The organism is Oleiphilus sp. HI0086 (genome assembly GCF_001635225.1).
The window spans coordinates 1-22,596 of sequence record NZ_LWFZ01000014.1; the positions used below are offsets into that span (position 1 = coordinate 1).

The window sequence follows — 22,596 nt, forward strand, 5'->3', positions numbered from 1 at the left end:
CCTTCCAATTTGGTCTCAGGTAAGACAACAGCTAACTCCTCTCCACCATAACGGCAAACCAGATCAGGAGGGCGTTTCACCAAACGATACACTTCAGAAGCGACCGTTTTCAGACACTGGTCTCCAGCTTGATGACCATAGGTATCATTGACGGATTTGAAATTATCCAAATCAATCATAATCAAAGCTAATTCTCGCCCATTTCGCCTGCCACGACGAAACTCTCGCTCCATCATTTCATCAAAATAACGACGATTTCTAACCCCGGTGACTTGATCAAGTGTTGATAGATCTTCAAGTTCGGAGTTTAATTTATTGACCTTTTCTAAAGCCAGTCGTAAGTCTCTGGTTCGCTGCTCAACTTCTACCTCTAATGCTTCATTTTGCATCTGCTTGGTCTCGATCAGCTTTTCCTTCACTTGCAAGGTTTCTGCTTCAGCTTTAAAACGGCGCGAAGTAGCGTCATGCAAGCGTTCCGCAAGAGCAAAAGACAAGAGAATAATTTCAATAGCTGAGCCAATTTGCGCTGCAGACTCCGTTAGCCCATTTCTAGGCAGTAAGCCAAATTTGTTCATGGCCAATATAACGGTGCCAATTAGAAACATACTCCAGGCAACCGAAAAGTACGTCGCATATTTTTGTCTCGATTTGATCGTGACATAGTAACTAATAAATAAAATAGACGAACAAGTAACGATCGCCAAAGCCGCACCATAAGGAATCATGACTGCATAAGGTAAGAGCGTGCTCAAGAAAGCCAACACGATTCCAAGCCAAGCCTGCAAATAGACAATACGATTCAAGTACGGGTGATTATTCTGCAATTTAAGGAAGTTCGATACAAATACCATCCCCGATGTCACGATTAAGGGCGTTATTACCGCCATACTCTGCTCATTCCATACCGGAAAGTTTGGCCAGATAAATTGGTAAGCAAAGCCCGTCAGGGACATCTGGGCTACAGCAAAGGTAATCACGTACAAAACGTAGAACAGGTAAGCACTATCTCTAAGTCGCAAAAAAAGAAAGAAGTTATACAAAGCCATCACCAGAACGATGCCATAGTACAAACCGTGCTCGGCAAAGCGATATTGGTCAGCCTCAAAATAGCTTTTCTCTGGCCAAAGCGTAGCAGGCAACTGAATGGAACTTGAAGAGCGAACTTTCAAGTAAACATGCTGTGCTTCATCAGCGCCATCGATTGGAAATAGAAATGCTCGATGTTGAATAGGACGCTCAGAGAAAACAAAGTGATCACCTGTACGGACAAATTCAACGACTTCACCTCCTTTAACCCGATAAAACTCGATTTCATCTAGCAAAGCATAATTGATTTCCAACAACCAGGCGTGGTCATTCCCTGGCACCACAAAGCGGAACCAGTAGGTATCATGCGAAAAACCAAATGATGGCACTTCCTGCTCGTTCGAGCGCCAGTCCCAGAGGTTGTAGCCATGCACATCATCTATCGTCAAGCCATGTGTCGGATCGACAAAGAACTCAAGATGGTCTCCAGACAATGGTATGCCATTGGTGTAATGCTCCTCCGCCATAGCCGACACGGAATACAGGCAGACACACAGCGCTAGAAAGATCCAAAGTCCATTTTTTATTTGTAATTGTTTCAAGGGGTAATTGTCTTTTTCTGTGATGAGTACTTAGCTAAGTATAGACAAGGCTTAAAAACTTTCATGAAAACGTCTGGCATGTTTTCTAAGAGCTTGTTCTAATAATTAGCAAATTCAATCCAGTTTTTCAGTAAACGACGACTATGATTTTTTCCTCTAAAGGAAGCAAAACACCACTGCGCGAAAACGTTCGCCTGATAGCTAGCGCTCGCCTGGCCTTGTGGGGACTGGCTCAACTTTTTTTACTCGTTGACCATCTATATCTGAACTTAAAATTTAACTTCATCCTGGCGGAGTTTATTTTAAGCCTATTTGCTTTTTCAGCCATGTTCACCTTCGCTCAGCTTAAAAGCGCCCGTATCATTACCGAAAACTATGTCCGACTTCAATTAGTGTCAGATGTACTATTCATGAGCCTTCTGTTTCATGTAACCGGCGGCTCCGCCAACCCTTTTGTGTCACTTTTACTCTTCCCGTTAACCATTAGTGCAGCAACCTTAAATAGTAATTTCACCTGGTTTATGGCCTTACTCACCGTAAGTTGCTATGGCTCTTTATACTTAGTCGACCTTTCGGTATCAGAGACTTCTGTTGCGAATGAGCATGCCCATCATATGCACCACCAAATTGATGCAAGCCAAACTGCCTTTTCCCTTCATCTCATTGGCATGTGGTTCAATTTTGCAGTGAGCGCGGCCTTAATCTGCTTCTTCCTCATTAGAATGAGACAAGAGTTAAAGTCTCGACAACATAAGATCAACGAACAAAGAGAACAGTTACTGCGCGACGAGCAATTATTGGGTATTGCAACACAAGCCGCGTCTGCTGCTCATCATATCAGTACACCACTATCGACGATGGCCGTGCTCGTTGACGACCTTCAAGCAGATAGCCTGACCCAGGATTTCGACGAAGACCTTACACTCCTGGCGTCTCAAATAGCGATATGTAAAAACGTGTTAGATGACCTTCGGCACCAGGCTCTCCTCAGTCAGCAAGATGAATCTGTCCACTACTTTCTCACCCAGCTAGTGAATGAATTTAGACTCTTACGGCCTAGCGTCAGGCTTGAGAAAAACTGGAACAGCGCACAATTCGACGAGTCACCATCGCCAAATATTTCCTCAGATCCATCTTTAAGGATGGCCATTCTGAATATCCTGAATAATGCTGCCGATGCTTCGCCCGAAAGAGTCTGCTTCGAGGCAGATGTTGAACCGGACAAGCTCAGACTCACCATCAGTGATTATGGCAACAGTGATGAAAACAAAGTTTCCCGTATTCTTAGTGCCGCTGAGCAACCATTAGAGTCTGACAAAGAGCATGGTATGGGCATTGGTTTATTTTTATCTCATGCCACGATTAATAGACATCATGGAAAAATAAGCGTTGAAAGAGCAGATAAGTCGGGCACTCGCATTCATATTTCCCTGTCACTTGTAAGCTCACACCCAGCCGAAGAGCAGAAAATAAAATGACTAAGAGTATCCTTATCCTAGATGACGACCAAACCTTTTCTACGACACTTGCCCGGTCATTTAAACGACGAGGCTACAATAGCTTCGCCGCAAACAGTATTGAAGAAGCCAAAGGCATATTAACGGATACGAGCATAAATTTTGCTGTGGTTGACCTAAAGATCGATCAGGAAAGTGGTTTGCAGTTTCTGTCGATTCTAAAAGAACACTCACCTCAAACCAAGGCACTGATTCTGACAGGTTATTCCAGCATTAGCACAACGGTTGAAGCGATGAAGCTGGGTTCAGTGAATTACCTATGCAAACCTGTGACCACCGATGTCATTATCAAAGCCCTACAGGAAGAGGACGCAAACCCAGATATTCCCCTAGATACTAGCCCGCCATCAGTGGGACGCCTGGAGTGGGAACATATCCAACGCGTGCTTAATGAGCATGATGGCAATATCTCTGCAACAGCTAATGCTCTGGGAATGCATCGACGGACTTTGCAACGCAAGCTACAGAAACGCCCTTCATCAAAATAAGTCATTAACATAAAGCCAAAACATATCTGAACTTGAACTAAACCCAAACTATACCCCAAAGTAGGTGCGACAATTTGTCACTCCTTTGCACCCTTACTTCAGCGTAAAATTTCACGCAATTAATGATTTTGCGCATCAAGGAGTGCATAGATGAAAGCAGTTAAGACCCTCGCATTTAGTTTGAGTTTAGTTGCAAGTGCTTGTTTAATGAGTGCGTGTAGTGATAGCAACAATTCACAAAAAAATGATTATGAGCTTTCAGAAAGCTTTAAAGTTACCTATTTATCCGAGATGGCTCAAGTTGGTAAATCCAACCTAAAAATCGAAATTACCGATTTGGATGGCACCCCTATGGAAGGGCTTTCTCCTACCTTAAGCCCACTAATGGAAATGTCTACACATAACCATAGCACGCCTTATGGCTCTTTCACCGAAAGTGACGAAGCAGGAATCTATAACGCGACAATCTACTACCTCATGGCATCAGGCCCTGAGATGGGTACTTGGTACCTTGATATAGGTTTACCTTATGATGAAAGCGTTACCTTTCAGCCAGATGTAATGATGGCAATGGGAGAGACAGCCCGCGCTAATCTAAAGAGCCAAACTGATACTATTGCAAATATGATGGGCGGAGAAGAAAAACGCACCTACATTCTATTCAATGATGGCCTATCAGATGGAGATAGCGGTCATGACTTCAGTGTTTTTATCACTACCAAGGAAAGCATGATGAGCTTTCCGGCAATTAGCGCTGGGCAAATACTCAATGCAGACTCCGACTATGAGCTTACGATCTCTAGCATCACCGTAGCAATGTCAACAGACCCAAGTGATGGTGACAGCTGGGTCACAGCATCCAATGAGGGAGAAGGTATTTGGACCGCTGAAGGCCTGACGGGCCTTACTGACGGAGAAGCCGGCTCTATCTATGTACGCCTATCGGTTAACGGTGAACAAAAAACCGACGATGGCAACATTCCTGATGGTGAATATGATGAAGCAGAGTTCGTCGTGACGCCATCTAACACGATGATGGGGATGTAAATATCTTTAGAAAGATATCTATTTGCATGAAGAATAAAGCCTTTCTGTTTTTTCTCAGTACACAGCTCCTTGTGCCACTGAATCTTTGGGCTGCATCCTGTTGTGGCGGCGGGTCAGCCTCTTCTTTAATTCTGCCAAAAGGTGCGCGCATGATGTTTGATACATCATTCTCGCACGAGAACTATAAGGGCTACTGGAACTCTGAAGGAAAGCATCAGGATGACCCTGTTGGCTCTGACTTAAACCAGTACCGAAGTAGTCTTGGTATCGCTTATCGGCTTGCCAACCGCTGGCAGGCAAGCCTCCAAATTCCCTATGTATGGAATGACAATACCTACACTGGAACAGAGTCTAAAGTCGACAACATTGGTGATACGACCATAGGGCTATGGTACGAGACCTTTGACGATATTAAATGTGTCTGGAAAGTCACCAACTGGCGAAGCCTGATTCCAGCAGTATACCTGGGCAGCACCTTAACCCTGCCGACGGGTAAATCTGCATACTCTGGTGAAATTGATAACAGCTTCGATATCACGGGCCGGGGCGTCTACCGCCTGGATGCTAATCTGCTTGTCGACAAGACTATTTATCCCTGGAATATGACCTTGAACATGTCCTATGGAAAATATATTGAACGTCCTGTTAACGAAGACTCTAGCGGCTTTATCGACCCCTATGATCTGCAATTAGGTAAGCGCCTGTCAACAAGCCTGGCTTTTGGTTATACGCATTTTTTAGACTCAATGGACACGCTTACTGTGACCACATCCTATAATGATTTACGCGAAAAGGTCGGTGAAATTGATGGGAATAAAGACAGCTCCCTTCCTGGTTTTCAAAAGCAGTCGCTGGGATTAAGTATTGCCTATTCAACAGTCGCTATGGATTGGATCTACAAGCTCTCGTGGAATCATGCGCTCAGTGGTGAAGACTTTGCTGCAACAGATATTTTAAGTTTGGGAGTGAGCTATGTTCTACGTTAGATTTCGTTTAATTAGCATGCTTTTCCTTGGGCTATTATTATCTGCTTGTAACGAAGATTTAAACCCTTCCAGTGAAGATAAACGCGAAAGTGTGCAAGCGGGTAGTATCGGTAACCAGGTCAACCAGGTTGCTAGTGACTTCAGCATTCTTGACACTGAAGACAATGTGCTGACTTTAAGTGATGAATTAACCGCTTATGATGCGGTTGTACTCTATTTCACCATGTGGTGTCCGCTTTGTGATAGCCATATGTCGAGTATTCGCGAGTCAATCAAGCCAAACTATCCGAACATTCATTTTATTAGTATTGATTATGTCTCAGGATCGACTGAACAAGCCCGGGCGAATCAGATCTCTAGCGGTTATCGCTCTGAAACAGTGGTAGCAGATACTGCTCATAACTTAACTGAGCAGTTCAAGGGAGATATGGGCGTTACGGTTGTGATCAATTCAGACGGCCTCATTCTTATGAATGAAGGCTTCAAACACGCTAAACTGACAGAGGCCTTGGAATTAGCAAGCCAACCTTGATTCATATCAATGCTATTCTGCGGTTCTAACCTAAAATGTAGGTAATACGTACCCATTTTAGGTGAGGAAGAATCATGACAGACCGCAAAGAAAAGCTAGTTGCTTTAAAAGAAGAATTAAGTCTTCGTATCGAGAAAATTGATAAAGACCTTCACAACCGGAAAACCAGCAGTAAGTTCTCGGACCAAGTCGTAGACAGACAAAATGATGATGTACTACTAAACCTGAAAAGTGAAGCCGAAGAAGAGCTAGAGCAAATAGATCATGCCCTGCTAAAAATGGAACGAGACTTATATGGCGCTTGTGAGAAGTGTCACGAAGATATCAGCAATGAGCGTTTGGACGCCCTGCCTTTTGCTGCACTATGTACGAACTGCGCCGTTTAGCGCAGCTCCCAAGAAAGTGTACTAGACTAGCTTAAAAAATCTTTAACGTTGATCCTGAATAGGTCGGGGTCAACGGCTTTGACAATTGCATCCTGAACCGTCGGTTTCGCTAAATCAATTAATTCGGTCTTGATAAAGCATTTAAACTTGGTGTGATACATCACCCTCACCTTTGGCGAGCGCTGATCAAACTCGTTCACTTCTACAACCGCGCCCAGTCGGCCACTCTCTAGTAAGACCAAAGAACCAACTGGATAAATTCCGATACAACGAATGAAGTGATTTACCAAAGAGCGGTCCAAATGATGATCGCTCCACTCCAGTAAACGCTTAATCGCCATTGTCGGCGTCATACCCTTGTGATAACAGCGGTCGGCTGTAATCGCATCATAAACGTCAACAATCGCAGCCATTCGCCCGAAGGTTGAGATTTCATGACCACATAGACCCGAAGGGTAACCGGTACCATCCATTCGCTCGTGATGTTCAGAAACGACTTGAATAGTCAAAGGGGAAATACCTTCGATACCCAGCAAATGCTCGCGACCTAGGGTAACGTGATGTTTCATTTGCGAAAATTCATCATCGGTTAATTTACCAGGCTTATGCAATATTTCGTCTGGCACCATGATTTTCCCGATATCATGCAACAATGCACCTGAAATGGTTTGATGAAGAACCGAACGATCCAGTTGCATCGATTTACCAAAAATAGACATCAGAACACTCAGGTTTACGGAGTGCTCCATCAAGTAACTATCTTTCTCGCGAATACAGCCAAGGCAAGCCAAGGCATTGTGATTTCTGAACAAAGAGTCCAGCATATCTTCCGCAAGATTATCAATAGCGTCTATAGGAAGCGCCTGACCAGTCTTAACGTCCGTGAGAATACCGCCCATGAGTTCAACTGCTTCTTCATGAACCTTTTGAGCCGCCAGCATTTCCTCGCCCAAACCTAAACGCGGCTTGTTTAACGAGCTCAGTTCACCTGCCGCTGCTAGTTTCTTTTCATTTTCTTTGTCAATCTCGGCAAGGGTCGGCGCATCCTTTAAATCCTCACCTAGAAAAGTATCGATATAGACTTCTTTAATGCCTAGTTTTTTATCTTTTCAACAGTTAGATCTTTCTTGATTTTCCCCTTCTTCTTAAAGTTGGAATGAGGAATCCAATCACTATTAAGATCAGATATATACATTCCAACTTGAAGGGAGTCGATAGGAATTCGTTTGATCATATTTATTCTTACACGCTAAAGCAGGTGCGAATTAAAAACACCTGCCAATTTGTGAATAGCTTCTTTTTGTCGATATATAGAGTATAGGTGCTCGATACAAATTAACCACTTCCAATAATAAAACTATTCCACTCGATGTGGTGCCAATTTGACCCCTTGAACACGTGCTCCGGCCATCTTCACACTACCTTTATAACGATCTTCTCCTGTAGAACTGAACTCAAAACCATATTCACGAATAATCTGTAAGCGCCCAGCATTCCCTCTCTTGAGCTTCAATGAGCGCAAAACGACTGTCTGGTCAAGAATACTTAAGTCCAATTCACGACAATGCTTCGCCGCGGCTCTTAGAGCAATATCTTTTAACTCTCTTGCTTTAAGCCAATACCAAACAATCAGGCAGACAAGCAACGTCAGAACCAATGATCTTAAAGACAATATAACCTCCGCATTCGAAACTCTACTCGCGCCTTGGGTTTAGGCTTCATACAAGCATACCTGATTCCGTCCCTGCTTCTTGGCTTGATACAGTGCCAAGTCAGCATTTTGATAAATTTGCCAAGCAGTTTCTGTCTTAGCTGTCGCGAATGCAATACCGAATGAGGCTGTCAAACTTATCCGTTGCCCCTGCCAAAAGCAGTCTGTACTTTCAATCGTGGCACGAATTCTTTCTGCCAATATATGCGCTTCATCTTTACTTTCGCCACAGACAATAATACTCATCTCTTCTCCGCCAACGCGCGCGGCAGTATCATTCTTCCTGCAATTTGCAAGAATCAATGTAGCAACCTTCTTCAATACTTCATCACCTGCCTGGTGCCCAAATCGATCATTTACTTGTTTAAAAAAGTCTAAATCAATTTGAATAATGGCCATTGAGGCACCGGTACGCAGATGCTGCTGAAACTCTTGTTCTAAACGGTTTTTATAATAACGCTTATTGTAAAGCGCCGTTAGGCTATCGGTCAGTGCCAGATCTGTAATCATATGCTCTCGACGACCAATAAAATAACCTAGCAATGAAAACACAATTCCCGTTGCCAAGCTCATATAGACATAGAGTAATAGATCAAAATGTTCACCAGAGAATGGATCACGCCCCGCAAGTTTCTGGACTAGAACCCAACCCGCCGGTGCACCTAACGATAAAGCCAGGCCGTACAAAGCCCTCAGAACCGGTAAGGATACAAAACGGGTGAGCCGGTTTGAGATTTTAGCGTTAGAACTACGTATCATCGTCATTGGATTTGCTCTCCTGGCGGAGCAGGCTCTGCTCCCTTACTTTGAAGGTAGCATGAACTCATGAATTGAAGTCTGACTCTGATCAAGAACCTATTCATCAAATAGTCTTTTCAAGATGCTTGTAAGTTGCTGTAATTAATTTGCCTTATTCCCGCTAGGCTCCTAGGATTAAAGTATAGAATGAATTTTTGAAAGGTCACCAAAGTACTAACATACTTGTCAAAGAACTCATGAATGACTGCCCACCAACCGTGGACGCGAATTGCTGTATTAAGGAGGCGGTTCCGCTCATGTCAAAGCAAGGTAGCTCCTGCCTGATTATTGTCGAGAACGACAAACCTATCGGAATCGTCACAGAGCGTGACATCACCAAACTGTTTTGCACGCTATTGAAAGACGCTCACTACCCAGAACATTCTATTTGTGAAATCATGACTTCTACGCCTGTTTGTGTTCAGGAAGATAGTCTATTTAAAGACGCCTTGATGCTGTCACGTAGTCGAAAACTCCGTCATCTCCCTGTTATTAACAATGCCGGACACTTAGTTGGTGTTGTGACCCAATCTAACCTAGTCGATGTATATGTTCGCTTGATCGACAGGCATGCAGAACTGGAAACTAATGTCGAAGAGCTAAAACTATTGTCACTTGAAGATGCCTTGCTAGGTATCGGCAACCGACGCGCTATGGAGGTTGATCTCACACATACTGAACAGCACGCTCTACGAACCCAGAATAGTTATAGTCTAGCTTTAGTGGATATCGACTTTTTCAAGAAGTATAACGATTACTATGGGCATCAATCAGGAGATGATGCGCTCAGACAAGTTGCTCAAACTGTTAAATCAACGCTGCGCACCTCAGACAGAGTATTTCGCTATGGCGGCGAAGAGCTATTAATTCTGATGCCCGGAAGTATTGGCCAACAAGCCAGAATATGTGCCGAGCGAGTCAGGGCAGCTATCGAGGCATTACAAATCCCTCACATTGAATCAGACAAAGGCGTGCTAACCGTCAGTATTGGTGTCGTGGAATCCAGAGTGGAAGCCTGGCAAGATCTGGTAAAACAGGCTGACAAAGCCCTTTACCAGGCAAAAAGTCAAGGAAGAAATCAGGTTACTGTAGCTGATCAGCTATAAAAGATCGGCCTTAGGTCTTATAGAACCTTATCAAGCGGTATTTTGAGTCTCATGGCCACCTGACTGACCTCCGATACAAATACGATTCCGGCCACTTTCTTTTGCCTGGTACAAAGCACTATCAGCAAACCCCACCAATGATTCACCTTTCTGCCACTCTGGTGGTGCCATGCTTGCCAAGCCAAAACTTGCAGTCATCGGTATTGTTTTGCCTTGATAAGTCATATTTGCGTCTTCAATTGCCCTTCGAAGTTTCTCGGTTTGCAATAGGGCCTCCTCTTGAGTCTGACCGTAGAGAATCGCAATGAATTCTTCACCACCATAACGAGCCACTATATCTGTTTGTCGCTGATACTGTTTCTTCATTAAGCGAGCAATCAGTTTTAAACACTCATCACCCGCCTGGTGGCCATAGGTATCATTTACCTTTTTAAAATGATCGATATCCATCATAACCAAGGTAAGCGGCGTCATGTTTCGGCGACTATTAGCCAAGGATATATCCATTGCTTGATCAAAGAATGGCCGGTTATAAAGTTGAGTCAAACCATCAATCTGGCTCATTAGTTCCAAGCGTTCTTCACGCTCCTTAATGCTTAGACGCATATGCTCCATGGCCCGAGCAACTGTCAGTAATTCATCATGCGTTCCAATCTCAATCGCTTGATCATAATTTCCCATAGCTACACGATCTGCAGCGCCAGTTAATTCACCTATAGCAGAGCTAACAGACTTATATAAACCGACTGACAAGTAGAGCAAAACCAAGGAGAAGAAAGCGACGCTGATATAGAACAAGGATAAGCGCTCAATGCTCTGCTGGTAATTTTTCGCCAATACACGGTCAGTCACCGATAAAACAAGCTGATTATGCGCGTATACTAATTGATACAAGTCGCTTAACTTCGCGTAGAACTCTTGCGGGTCACCTTTAGGAGAGAAGGACTCTATCAAATACTGTGAAAGCAGGTCTTTAGTCTGAACTAAAGCTGATTTAACACCTAATAAGTCTACGGAAGGGTTATCTCTAAATATACCGGCATAGGCTTGTTCCTTCACATCCACATCATCAATTAACTTAGACAGGTTTTGGTAAGCAGCCTCCATCGCGTCAGCACCATGTGACGCCACAAACGCCTGCCCTAAATACAAACTTCCAAACATTCTGACCAAACCTAAGGCATAGGTATATTCCTCACCCTCATTAAGTAGGTTTACGAAGGACAAAATATCGCTTTGACTACTGGAGGCATACAGATAAGAAACTTGCCTTCTCCAGCTATACGCCTGACCGACCATAATATGGGCCTCCTCATAAATCTTATCGACCCTTCCTGCCTCATTTCCGCGAATAAAACCGTCCTTTTCAAACTTTTCCTTAAGACTTAGTAAGTACTTGCTACTAGCGTTAGAACTTAATTTTTCGCTTAGATCCAGAATACGACCATAAGCCCGCTTCTTAACAGCATCAAGCTTTGAAACCAAGAAGGAGTCACTCTTCCAAGAGACAACAACAGTTATATCTCGTATCGTTTCCAAGTCTTCGATAAGTTCTGTTGATTGGCGAAGATAGTTAAAGCCAGAGCGAGTGTGCTGTGCTTGTTCTAGTTGCTGATGCGCATTAAATGCTAACTGCACAGCAAACAGAGCCAAGGGGATCGCGAAAACCGATGAGATCAACATAAACTTACCACGGTAAGTTAATCGATTCATCAGCAAAAATATCGGTTGAATCAGCTTATTCATAGCGAAAAGAAACTGCTTGTTAAGGGCCTTCAATAAGTGTACCAGCATAATTCTGTTTTTCTCTTTCACAACAATATCGTGTAGAAAATCTTTTCCAAAAAGATTATTCTTCAATGAAAAGGGTAAGGTGCTGATACAAGCAGCTTCAATAAGGAAACGTATGCTAGGTCGTAGGTCAAAAACTTTGAGTTTGTTCGGCAAATTGAAGCTGGCTAAGCTTTGTATTTTCGTCTTTCTTTTCGGCAGTTCCGAGCTCAGCCTTGCTCGTGACAAGCACTATATGATTGTCGGTACCGGTGGTGTCACCGGAGTGTATTATCCAACAGGCGGCGCAGTATGCAGGATGATCAATCGTCAACGTTCCGAGCACGGTATACGCTGTGGCGTTGAAAGCACCCAGGGATCATTGTACAACTTACGAAAAGTCAGAGAACTGGACTTGGATATGGCAGTTGTTCAGTCCGACTGGCAATATCACGCAGTACAAGGCAGTGAAGTATTTTCCTCAGAAGGCAGAGACCCAGCGTTACGCTCAGTATTTTCTATTTACTCCGAGCCATTTACTGTCGTCGCACGAAAAGATTCGGGCATCCAAACTTTAAATGACCTGAAAGGTAAACGAATTAATATAGGTAATAAAGGCTCTGGTCATCGTGCCACTATGGAAATTCTCATGCAGGCACTCGGCTGGGGAAGCAGCCTTTTTTCACAAGTATCTGAACTCAGCTCCTCAGATCAATCAAAAGCACTATGCGACAAGCAGTTTGATGCCATGATTTTTATGGCTGGGCATCCTAGCGCCTCGATTAAAGCTGCGACCTCAGATTGCGATAGCATTCTTATTGATGTTGAAGGTTCCGAAGTTAATCAGCTAGTCACTGACAACGCATATTATCACGAAGTCACCATTCCGGCTGGTATGTACCGAGGCAACCCAAATGAAATAAAATCATTTGGCGTAGGTGCGACACTAGTAAGCTCTAAAGATACACCCGACGAGGTTATCTACCAGTTAACCAAGTCAGTATTTGAAAATTTCCTCGAGTTTAAAAAACTTCACCCTGCATTCCATGCTCTCGATAAGACCAAAATGGTTAAAGAAGGCTTATCAGCCCCCTTACATGCCGGAGCAGTTCGCTACTACAAAGAAGTAGGTTTGTTGAATTAGTCAGCTGCCAATATTCTTTCAGTTGTTCTGTGGCCCACTAGAGGGTTAGCACAAGCTTAATCAAGCGCGAAGAAAAAACCTCTGCAAGAGATTAAGACCAGAAACAAAAAAGCACCACTCGAATGAGCAGTGCTTTGCTAGCAAGAAGGGAAAGCCTAACTTAGTGCTTAGGTGCTACTTAGAAAGCAGCGAAATATCTGCCACTCGCAGGAATAGCTCGCGCAGCTGACTCAACAAGGCTAAGCGATTATTCTTCAACGCTTCATCATCGGCCATAACCATGACATCTTCAAAGAACTGGTCAACAACTTTTTGAAGACTTGATAGCTCAGTCAAAGCAGCTTGGTAGTTACCTTGGTCAAACAATGGCGTTACAGTTTTTGCTAGGCTATCTACCTGAGCTGCCAAATCCTTTTCAGCTTGCTCAATCAGCTTACTCTGGTCGACCTGATCTGCCAACTCGCCCTTATTCTTCGCCAGAATATTGGAAACACGCTTATTGGCTGCCGATAAGGCTGAAGCCGCTTCGAGGCCCAAAAAGTTGCTAACCGCTTTGATGCGCTGATCAAAGTCGACCGGACGTGTAGGCCTACGAGCGTTAACCGCTAAGAAGACTTCAGCAGATACATTTTCATCCTGATACCAGGCACGGAAACGTTCCAACATGTAGTTCAATAAGTCTTCTTGGACACTATTGTTTTCCAAGCCTTCGTATTGCTCTAGCGACCAATTAATTAGGTCAACCAGATCAAGATCCAATTGCTCTTCAACAATGATTCGAAGCACACCTAAAGAAGCACGGCGCAAGGCAAATGGGTCTTTAGTACCCGTTGGAGGCTGATTGATACCAAATAGACCAACCAGTGAATCAAGTTTCTCAGCAATAGAAAGTGCACAACCCGTTTTTGTGGTCGGCAAGCTGTCGCCCGCAAACTTAGGCATGTACTGCTCATTCAACGCTAAAGCAACTTCTTTAGATTCTCCATCGTGCACAGCATAATGATAACCCATGGTTCCCTGTAAATCAGAGAACTCTAGAACCATTTCTGTCACCAGGTCAGATTTAGCTAGCTCTCCTGCACGCTCTGCATCGGACGCATTGCCACCAATTGCTGCGCCAATCTTCGCAGCTAGCTTTGATACACGTTCAGTTTTATCGTAAACCGTTCCCAATTTACTCTGGAAGACAATTTTCTTTAACTGCTCACGACGCGAGGCCAAAGTGGACTTCTTATCCGTTTCAAAGAAGAAGGCCGCGTCTGCCAGGCGAGGACGAATAACACGCTCGTTACCCTGAATTACCTGCTGAGGGTCCTTACTTTCGATATTCGCTAGCGTGATGAAGTTTGGTAGCATCTCGCCATTCTTATCCAAAGCATGGAAATACTTCTGATGCTCTTTCATCGAAGAAATCAGTGCTTCTGTCGGCACCTCCAAAAAGCGCTCGTCGAAGCGGCCGACTAAAGGTACGGGCCACTCATTTAGAGACGCGACTTCGTCCAACAAGTCTTCATCAATCACAGCCACACCACCAATACCTTCAGCAGCAGCCGTCACACCCTGACGAACCTTTTCCTTACGCTGATCATAATCTGCAATCACTTTGCCTAGCTCTAACAATAGAACTTCGTAGTCATCTGCTTTAGTAATTTCAATCTCACCCTGACTATGGAAGCGGTGACCGCGAGTCTTTCGACCAGCTGGAATATCCAGAATACTGCCTTCTACAACCTCATCACCGAAAATCATCAATACCCACTGCAGCGGTCGAACGAACTCAACCTTTTGAGCTCCCCAACGCATACGCTTAGGAATAGGCAACTTGTTCAATGACTGGGCAACAATGTCATTCAACAAAGATTTGGTTTCCTGACCTTTCTCTAGCGAGCGGTAAACTAACCATGTTCCTTTCGGCGTTTCCATTTCTTCTAGGTCTTCAGGCTTAATACCTAACGAGCCGGTAAAACCAGTCAAGGCGCGAGAAGGATTCCCTTCAGCATCATAAGCGGCTTTCTTTGACGGGCCTTTCTTTTCAACTGACTTATCAGCTTGCTGCACGTCCAAACCTTTAACTCGAACAGCTAAACGTCTGGGGCTAGCGAAAGCCTTTACCTCAGCATAGTTCAAAGCCGCATCTTTTAAGCCTGCTTCGATACCACTGGTAAAGGAGTCCGAGAGCTTCTTCAGTGCTTTCGGTGGAAGTTCTTCAGTCCCGATTTCAACGAGAAAATCTTGCGTAGACATTATTTCTTGCCTCCTTTGTCCGACTTTGAACCAGCGTTTTCTAAGCTGGCAAGGACTTCTTCACGAATCCCTTCAGGAGCCAGAGGGAAGCCTAATTCTTTACGACTATCAAAATATGCCTGGGCAACGGATCGTGCCAAGCCTCGAACACGCAGTATATAGCGCTGACGTTCAGTGACCGAGATCGCATGGCGGGCATCCAGCATGTTAAATGTGTGGGAAGCCTTAAGCACCAACTCATACGCTGGTAATGGCAAACCCTGGTCAATCATCTTCTGACTTTCAGCTTCACAGGTATCAAACTGTGCAAAAAGCGCATCAGTATTGGCGTGCTCAAAGTTGTAAGTCGACATTTCCACTTCGTTCTGGTGGAAAACATCGCCATAGGTCACATCACCATCTGGCCCATGCGCCCAGATTAAGTCATAAACGCTATCCACACCCTGAAGGTACATCGCGATACGTTCCAAACCGTAGGTAATTTCACCGGTTACCGGGTAACATTCGAGCCCGCCAACCTGTTGGAAGTAGGTGAACTGAGTTACCTCCATACCATTCAACCAGACTTCCCAACCCAAACCCCAGGCGCCTAGTGTAGGAGATTCCCAGTTATCCTCTACAAATCGAATATCGTGGACAGTGGTATCAATACCCATCGCCGCTAATGATTCAAGATAGAGTTCCTGAATATTCAAGGGTGAAGGCTTCATCACCACCTGGAATTGATAGTAATGCTGCAAACGGTTCGGGTTCTCGCCATAGCGACCATCTGTAGGTCGTCGACTTGGCTGAACATAGGCGGCGTTCCAGGTCTCGGGCCCTATTGAGCGCAAGAAAGTAGCCGGGTGAAAAGTACCTGCTCCAACTTCCATATCAAGCGGCTGCAGGACTACACAGCCCTTACTCGCCCAGAAGTTTTGCAGGGCCAGAATCAGCCCCTGAAAAGTTTTAACGTCAGGCGCACCTGCACCGACTTCGTTTGCTTGGGTCTCGTTAGACACGATCGTACCACCAGATTCATATAGAGTGAGAAACAAAAGAGCGGCATTATAACGTAAAACACGCCGCCTTGTAGCGAGATTAGCCCGACTATTGGTTGATATACTTCAAAATTTCAACTACTTGTTCCGGCGTTTCGGTCACCGCCATCGCTGCACCGTCAATTTCTTTCAAAGGATGCGTCAGTTCTGGCGCATGCATCACAATAATCGGCTTACCCTGACCGATCGCAATACCGGCGTCGAATGCTGCATTCCACTGCTTGTATTTTTCACCAAAACGCACCACAACAATGTCAGATTTTTCAATCAGGGTCATCGTACGTAAGGCGTTAATTTTTGCTGCTTTGTGGTCTTTCCAAAAGTTGTTATCTTCCTCTCCAAGAATACGAACACCAACCTCATCACTGGCTTCATGATTGGTAACTGGAGAATAAACGTCTACATCCAAGCCGTTTGATGCTAAACCCGCAACAATCCGCTCACGCCAATCACTATGAATTTCACCAGATAAATAAATGATGTATTTCATGACAAGTGTCTCCCTAATTTCATATTAATGTTATATATTGTGCTTGTGATTTTATCGGAGTGCGAACTCTAACGAAATGTGATCTATTCAGCAAAATATTGATGTTGAAGCGAATAGATACGCTCACAAAGGACGAGCCCTACAAGGAGGGGGCAGTATATGGCAATTTATGATCACCAGTACGGCGAATTATCTTACTTCCGAGTCTTTCGAGCATGGGGAGGTAAAGAACACCAAGAGTATGTCCGTATCAAACGCAGTCGCAAAGCTGCGTATTCCAAAGCCCAGGAAATCGACGCTCGCTTTGCCAAAGCCCAGAAAGCTTACGGTTTGCAGCAAGCACTCTCTACCGAATATCATATTCGCGAAAAAGGCACGATCCGAGGTTTACGCCGCATTGTCGTTAAACGAAAAGGGCGTGCGCCGGCTGATGTTTTTGAGCTGCGTATTAACGTACCTTGGGAAGATGAAATAAAACGCACCACTATCTCCATAGCCGTCCACGGCGAGGAACAAGCTTTCCGTTTATCTGTAGAGAAGATCTGTGAATGGTATGGACTAAAGCCCCGTTCTGAGGCTGCCAAAGCAATGCAAGAATGTCTTCCTGCTTATCAAGTAAGCGCTGAAGAAGAAAGCAAACATCAAGAAACTACAGCAATTTCTGAGCTTGTCGTTAAGAAAGCAAAAGATGAGTTTTCGAATATTACTGACGGTCTAATGAAAGGCCTGAAGCGATTTACCGCTTAAGTTGATAGAGTACGCACGATACAGCTGAAATGCTGTGTCGTGTCAACTGCACTATCTAAGCACCTTCCCCGTTATAGGCTAAGCAATCTTGCCGGTTACACGAACCCGCTTACTGCCCTTTTCTTTCTTTGTTTCAGTTTTCGCTTTTGCTGCCGCTGCACGTTGATCAATGATATTCTTCAGCGCAATGATTAAACCCATTCCAACAAACGCTCCCGGAGGCAAAATAGCAAACAGGAAGTTAGGGTAATCTTCGAAAACCTGAATTTCCCAAGCCAGAGCCATATCACCAAAGATCAGGTTCATTCCGGTAAACAGGGTTCCTTGACCAATGAGTTCACGCATGGCGCCCAGCAATACCAATACCACGGTAAAGCCTACTCCCATCATCAAACCATCTGTTGCGGCTGGCAATACAGGGTTCTTACATGCATATGCATCGGCTCGACCTAAGATTGCGCAGTTAGTCACGATTAATGGGATAAAGATTCCAAGAATTTCATACAATTCATAAGTGAAGGCTTGCATCAATAACTCAGCACAAGTCACTAGCGAAGCAATAATCATCACAAAAGCAGGTAGTCTGACTGAATCTCTCACATAGTTTCGAATCAACGAGACCGATACATTAGACCCAAGCAAAACCAAGGTTGTCGCCAACCCCAAACCTAAAGCATTAACTACTGTGCCGGTTACAGCCAATAAAGGGCACAAACCCAGTAGCTGAACCAAGGCTGGGTTATTGTCCCACAAGCCATTCTTAACTAGTTTGTTGAACTCGCCACTGCTAACAAAGCTTTGCTTCGCACCTTCGCTTTGTTCCGGTATTAAATCTGCGCTATTTTCTGCTGCTGCCATTATTGTGCCTCACCTGCTGCAGTATCAGTTCCCGACTTAGAACTCATTGCCTGATCCAGAATCCGATCTTTGTTCTCACTAAAGTAGATCAGCGCTTTATGCACCGCACTGACTATCGCACGAGGTGTAATGGTTGCACCTGTTAACTGATCAAAGTCTCCACCATCTTTCTTCACTTGCCACTGAGTTTCAGTCAAGTTCGCCAAAGACTTGCCGTTGAAGGATAAAACCCAATCAGACTTCTTCAAGTCGATTTTATCACCTAAGCCCGGCGTCTCTTTATGCTCTATCACTCTCACACCCTTAAGCTCCCCCGACATATCAATACTCATAATCAAACGTATAGGGCCTGTATATCCATCAGGCGCCACAACAGGCAATATTAGGTGGGTAGGAAGCTGATCTTTTAAAGCGATGAATGCCTCTACTGGTTCAATAGTCCCCAAGGCTTCAGATGGAGCTAGTGTAAAGGCATCATCGAGTAATTCATTATCGAACTCAGAAAGTGGCACAATCTGCAATAAGGCCTTTGACCTTGCTTGCTTCACCTGCTCTGCAATTTTCTCTTTCGTCCCCTGTTGGGTAAAGGCAATTAAACCGGCAGTAATAATTGCGAACAAACCCAGCCCCCACGCAGACCGAAGTATCGACAAGCCCAGGGTGTCTATCGTTTCAGAAAGCGGTTCGCCCAGCTCTTCTCGTTCGTCAGTTGGATTAAGCTTATCAGTCATCTCTTAAGCCTCCTCTTTCTGCTTGGCGCCGCGTTTTGCCGACTCATAGCCATAAGTTCTTGGCTGCGTATAAACATCAATCAGGGGTGCTGCAAAATTCATCAATAGCACAGCGAAAGCAAAGGCATCAGGGTATGCACCATAAACGCGAATAATATAGGTCAGTAAACCGATACCAATACCAAAAATCAAACGGCCACGAGTCGTGGTACATGAGGTAACGGGATCCGTTGCTATAAAGAAAGCTCCCAGCATGGTCGCACCAGACAGCATATGCAGGCTAAGCGGTGCGAACTGGTCTGCATCATAGCCCAAGACAAGCGCTGGCAAGGCCAAGCCAAGGATTACTCCCAAAGGCGTCTGCCAAGGTATGATCTTTTTCACAAGTAACACCAGGCCACCTGCCAGGAACATCAGATTTACCCATTCCCAACCCAAGGAAAATCCGGCACCAAATACCGGATTTTGCAGAACGACATCCGCAGTAGAGTGTGCAATTTCATGCTTATAGACATCCAAAGGCGTCGCCCCACTATAACCATCTGCTATGGTACCACCCCATATTGCATCAAGCGTTGCTCCCAGCGTTGCTGGAGAGTCCAATAAAGTCTGCGGTGTTGCCCAATTGGTCGTCATCGCTACAGGAAAAGATACCAGCACCAAAGCATAACCCACCATTGCCGGATTAAAGGGGTTATACCCCATTCCTCCGTATAAGTGCTTGGCAAAAACAATAGCAAATGCTGTCGCTACCAAAGATACCCACCAAGGCGCAAAAGGAGGCAGAGCAATCCCCAGCAACACTGCTGTTACAAGCGCACTGTAGTCGTTAAGGTAAAACATAACAGGGCGCTTACGAATCTTCAGAATCAAGATTTCGCAAACAATCGCCACCACGCTGCACCAAAGAACATTGTGCAAGTTGCCCCAGCCGAAAAAAATCGTCTGTGCAATCAGGCCGGGAATAGTCAAGCCGATGACCCAGCGCATCATGTTTGCAGTTCGATTAGAACCTTTCGCATGCGGTGAAGTGAGCGTCAACAATGCCATCTTAGTTACCATTCTCTTGTGATTTCTGCACATCGCCTACTTTAGCGCGCGCACTATTCAGTTCATCTTGAGCGACTTTTACCCGCTGCTTGTTTTTATCAACGGCACGGGTTAATTTCTCGACTTGCTCTGGTTGAGCATTTGCTAAAGCGTCTTCCATCTTCATTAGCTTTGATTCCGCCTTTTCCACAGCTAGACTCAAAGCATCCAGATCAGGCAGTTCTTCCTTTTCACTTTCTTGTGAGCCTGACTGAGTCGAAGCTAATGCCTGTTGTGCCTCCTCGAATGCCTGTTTGGCTTGCTCAACACGCACTTTGTTCTTGTCGACAGCACGGGTTAGTTTCTCTACCTGCTCGGGCTGAGCATTTGCAAGTGCATCTTGCATTTTTGCCAACTTAGATTCGGCTTTCTCAAATGCTAGCTGCAACTCATCTACAGCAGCTTGATCTATGCCCTTAGCCTCACCCGCTTCTTCACTTTGCATCGCAGGTTCTGAGTTTGCTTTTTCCCAGGCTTGCTTAGCCTGGTTAACTCGCATTTGGTTCTTTTCTACAGCTCGGGTTAATTTCTCTACTTGCTCAGGATTATTTTCTTTTGCCGATTCAAGTGCATCGAGCATCTTATCCAGTTTCGATTGCGCCTTATCCCAGGCAGTTTTTAACTCTTCCGGGCTTTGCTCTATTGCTTCTGCAACTTCCTTAGCTTTCTTTGCTTCCGCTCTAGCCAAAGCTTCCGCAACCGCCGCTTTCTTGGCATCTATCTCTGGCGCTTTCTCTGGGGCCGCAGCAGCCTGAGCCTTTTTCTCTGCTTGCGCTTTCGCAGCGGCTTCGGCTCTGGCTTTACGCTTCGCCGCTTTTTCAGCCGCTTCACGATCGAGACGCTCTTGACGTGCTTCAAAACGCTCGCGCGCCTGATCCGACTTCAACTGATCAGCGCGCTGCTGCTTAATTTCACCTTTAGCATGACGATAATACTGAACAAGAGGAATCGAACTTGGGCAAACAAAGGAACAAGCACCACACTCAATACAATCGAACAAATTGTGATGCTCTGCCTTTTCATATTCCTGCCCGCGCGCAAACCAATACAGCTGCTGAGGCAAAAGCTCTGCAGGGCAGGCTTCAGCACACAAGCCACAACGAATACAGGCTTGAGCCGGCTCAGGCAAAGGCATTTCTTTTAGATCAGGAGCCAGAATACAGTTAGTGGTTTTCACGACGGGCACATCAGTATCTACTAGATTGAAGCCCATCATCGGACCACCCATTATCAGGCGTTCGTACTTGGCCGGTTTGTAATCATACTGACTCAATAGCCAACTAATCGGCGTCCCCAGAAGCACTTCGACATTGCCACGTTTGCCTATTTGCTGCCCGGTTAAGGTCGTAATCCGTGAAATAAGCGGCTCACCAAAGCGCACGGCACGATACATTGCAACGACTGTACCTACGTTGTGACAAACCACACCAATATCCGCAGGAATCTTAGCACTCGGCACTTCCTTCCCGGTAAGGATTTTTATCAGCTGTTTTTCACCACCGGAGGGGTACTTGGTTGGCACAACACAAACTTCAATGGTGCAGTTGCCGGTTTCAATACTCGCCAAAGCTTGCTGAAGAGAACGAATCGCTTCAGGTTTATTATCCTCAATACCAATCAAACACTCTTTCGGCTGAAGCACTTTGATCAGCAATCGAAGCCCTTCAACAAGTTGATCAGCCCGCTCACGCATCAATCTGTCGTCTGAGGTAATGTAGGGTTCACACTCTGCCGCATTCAGAATAAGCGTAGAAATGTCTGCACCTTTTGGAGGGTTAAGCTTCACATCACTTGGGAAACCAGCTCCGCCCATTCCGGCAATCCCTGCAGCACGAACTTTCGCTCTTATTGTGTCAGCATCCAGAGATAAGTAATCCTCACTCGCATCCAATTCACACCACTGGTCCTGGCCGTCTGTCTTCAAGGTAATACATAAATCTGAATTACCAGAAGGGTGCGCCACAACTTGCTCAGCAATACTTTCTACCACACCTGAGCTGGGTGCATGCAAGCCGACACTGATATAACCGTCTGCTTCAGCCAATAACTGGCCTTTTTTTACTTGTTGACCCACTTCAACCAAGACCTTGGAGGCTTGACCAATATGTTGCTGTAAAGGTAAAACAAGTAGTGGCGGAATGCCCGCCTCAGTAATCGCTGTCTCGCTCGATAGCGACTTCATTTCCGCCGGGTGAATACCACCATGAAAGTCTGATAAGGAACGTCCACTCGTGGCAATGATCTGTGTATTGTTCTGTGTCATGGCACTCATACAGACTGCACC

21 protein-coding genes and 1 pseudogene are annotated in these 22,596 nt (G+C 45.1%); 9 read left to right on the forward strand and 13 right to left on the reverse strand.

Features of this window, described 5'->3' with window-relative positions; genetic code table 11:
• Positions 1–1,553: 7TM diverse intracellular signaling domain-containing protein (locus A3756_RS00265; protein ID WP_068552560.1), on the reverse strand; the 1,553-nt coding region annotated here is incomplete at its 3' end.
• Between the two features lie 218 nt (positions 1,554–1,771).
• Between A3756_RS00265 and A3756_RS00270 the strand changes: the two genes are divergently transcribed.
• The 6 genes from A3756_RS00270 (at position 1,772) to A3756_RS00295 (ending at position 6,584) form a co-directional block, all read left to right on the forward strand.
• A complete protein-coding gene (locus tag A3756_RS00270; protein WP_068552563.1) occupies positions 1,772–3,106 on the forward strand; it encodes an ATP-binding protein in 1,335 nt (444 codons plus the stop codon).
• The gene (locus A3756_RS00275; RefSeq protein WP_068552565.1) at positions 3,103–3,633 is read left to right on the forward strand and encodes a response regulator transcription factor; all 531 of its coding nucleotides are present in this window, start codon (positions 3,103–3,105) and stop codon (positions 3,631–3,633) included. The genes A3756_RS00270 and A3756_RS00275 overlap by 4 nt, the downstream gene beginning before the upstream one ends.
• Before the next feature lie 150 nt (positions 3,634–3,783).
• Positions 3,784–4,680, forward strand: coding sequence for a hypothetical protein (locus A3756_RS00280; RefSeq protein WP_068512058.1), 897 nt, complete (start codon positions 3,784–3,786; stop codon positions 4,678–4,680).
• 149 nt (positions 4,681–4,829) lie between these two features.
• Positions 4,830–5,666: a hypothetical protein gene (locus A3756_RS00285; RefSeq protein WP_068566509.1), complete on the forward strand. Its 837-nt coding sequence runs from the start codon at positions 4,830–4,832 to the stop codon at positions 5,664–5,666.
• The gene (locus tag A3756_RS00290; RefSeq protein ID WP_068552570.1) at positions 5,653–6,198 is read left to right on the forward strand and encodes a redoxin domain-containing protein; all 546 of its coding nucleotides are present in this window, start codon (positions 5,653–5,655) and stop codon (positions 6,196–6,198) included. Before A3756_RS00285 ends, A3756_RS00290 begins: the two co-directional genes overlap by 14 nt.
• Positions 6,199–6,272: 74 nt before the next feature.
• Complete coding sequence (locus A3756_RS00295; RefSeq protein ID WP_068552572.1) at positions 6,273–6,584, forward strand: TraR/DksA C4-type zinc finger protein; 312 nt, start codon at positions 6,273–6,275, stop codon at positions 6,582–6,584.
• Positions 6,585–6,610: 26 nt separating this feature from the next.
• On the opposite strand, the gene A3756_RS00300 is transcribed toward A3756_RS00295, so the two are convergent.
• The 4 genes and pseudogenes from A3756_RS00300 to A3756_RS00310 all read right to left on the reverse strand — a co-directional run bounded on the left by A3756_RS00300 (position 6,611) and on the right by A3756_RS00310 (position 9,060).
• Positions 6,611–7,483 carry an HD-GYP domain-containing protein gene (locus tag A3756_RS00300; protein ID WP_368664551.1) on the reverse strand — a complete coding sequence of 291 codons (873 nt, stop codon included), beginning with the start codon at positions 7,481–7,483 and terminating at the stop codon, positions 6,611–6,613.
• Positions 7,484–7,489: 6 nt separating this feature from the next.
• A pseudogene (locus tag A3756_RS29100) lies at positions 7,490–7,818 on the reverse strand (DUF3391 domain-containing protein); the annotation flags it as partial.
• Between the two features lie 123 nt (positions 7,819–7,941).
• A complete protein-coding gene (locus A3756_RS00305; RefSeq protein WP_068512050.1) occupies positions 7,942–8,256 on the reverse strand; it encodes a DUF3301 domain-containing protein in 315 nt (104 codons plus the stop codon).
• A gap of 39 nt (positions 8,257–8,295) precedes the next feature.
• Entirely contained in the window at positions 8,296–9,060 is a 765-nt protein-coding gene (locus A3756_RS00310) for a GGDEF domain-containing protein (protein ID WP_082865006.1), read from the reverse strand.
• A 230-nt stretch (positions 9,061–9,290) separates the two neighbouring features.
• Here A3756_RS00310 and A3756_RS00315 point away from each other — a divergent pair, with 230 nt between their 5' ends.
• Entirely contained in the window at positions 9,291–10,199 is a 909-nt protein-coding gene (locus tag A3756_RS00315) for a GGDEF domain-containing protein (protein WP_082865007.1), read from the forward strand.
• Positions 10,200–10,229: 30 nt separating this feature from the next.
• Here the strand turns inward: A3756_RS00315 and A3756_RS00320 are convergent, their stop codons facing one another.
• Entirely contained in the window at positions 10,230–11,945 is a 1,716-nt protein-coding gene (locus A3756_RS00320; protein ID WP_197470020.1) for a diguanylate cyclase, read from the reverse strand.
• Between the two features lie 160 nt (positions 11,946–12,105).
• On the opposite strand from A3756_RS00320, the gene A3756_RS00325 reads away from it, so the two are divergent.
• Positions 12,106–13,113 (forward strand): TAXI family TRAP transporter solute-binding subunit, encoded by a 1,008-nt coding sequence (locus A3756_RS00325; protein ID WP_068512041.1) that lies wholly within the window; start codon positions 12,106–12,108, stop codon positions 13,111–13,113.
• 174 nt (positions 13,114–13,287) lie between these two features.
• Here A3756_RS00325 and glyS read toward each other — a convergent pair whose 3' ends face one another.
• From glyS to A3756_RS00340, 3 genes are all read right to left on the reverse strand, one after another.
• Positions 13,288–15,357, reverse strand: a complete 2,070-nt coding sequence (gene glyS, locus A3756_RS00330; RefSeq protein ID WP_068512038.1) for a glycine--tRNA ligase subunit beta — start codon at positions 15,355–15,357, stop codon at positions 13,288–13,290.
• The gene (gene glyQ / locus A3756_RS00335) at positions 15,357–16,358 is read right to left on the reverse strand and encodes a glycine--tRNA ligase subunit alpha (RefSeq protein ID WP_082865010.1); all 1,002 of its coding nucleotides are present in this window, start codon (positions 16,356–16,358) and stop codon (positions 15,357–15,359) included. The genes glyS and glyQ overlap by 1 nt, the downstream gene beginning before the upstream one ends.
• Positions 16,359–16,446: 88 nt before the next feature.
• The gene (locus A3756_RS00340; protein WP_068552576.1) at positions 16,447–16,887 is read right to left on the reverse strand and encodes a YtoQ family protein; all 441 of its coding nucleotides are present in this window, start codon (positions 16,885–16,887) and stop codon (positions 16,447–16,449) included.
• A 159-nt stretch (positions 16,888–17,046) separates the two neighbouring features.
• On the opposite strand from A3756_RS00340, the gene A3756_RS00345 reads away from it, so the two are divergent.
• Positions 17,047–17,634 (forward strand): hypothetical protein, encoded by a 588-nt coding sequence (locus A3756_RS00345; RefSeq protein ID WP_068552578.1) that lies wholly within the window; start codon positions 17,047–17,049, stop codon positions 17,632–17,634.
• Positions 17,635–17,712: 78 nt separating this feature from the next.
• Here A3756_RS00345 and A3756_RS00350 read toward each other — a convergent pair whose 3' ends face one another.
• The 4 genes from A3756_RS00350 to rsxC form a co-directional block, all read right to left on the reverse strand.
• Positions 17,713–18,492: an electron transport complex subunit E gene (locus tag A3756_RS00350; protein ID WP_082865008.1), complete on the reverse strand. Its 780-nt coding sequence runs from the start codon at positions 18,490–18,492 to the stop codon at positions 17,713–17,715.
• Entirely contained in the window at positions 18,492–19,223 is a 732-nt protein-coding gene (gene rsxG, locus A3756_RS00355; RefSeq protein ID WP_082865009.1) for an electron transport complex subunit RsxG, read from the reverse strand. Before rsxG ends, A3756_RS00350 begins: the two co-directional genes overlap by 1 nt.
• Before the next feature lie 3 nt (positions 19,224–19,226).
• Positions 19,227–20,273, reverse strand: a complete 1,047-nt coding sequence (rsxD, locus tag A3756_RS00360) for an electron transport complex subunit RsxD (RefSeq protein ID WP_068512028.1) — start codon at positions 20,271–20,273, stop codon at positions 19,227–19,229.
• 1 nt (position 20,274) lies between these two features.
• Positions 20,275–22,596: electron transport complex subunit RsxC (gene rsxC, locus A3756_RS00365; protein WP_368664550.1), on the reverse strand; the 2,322-nt coding region annotated here is incomplete at its 5' end.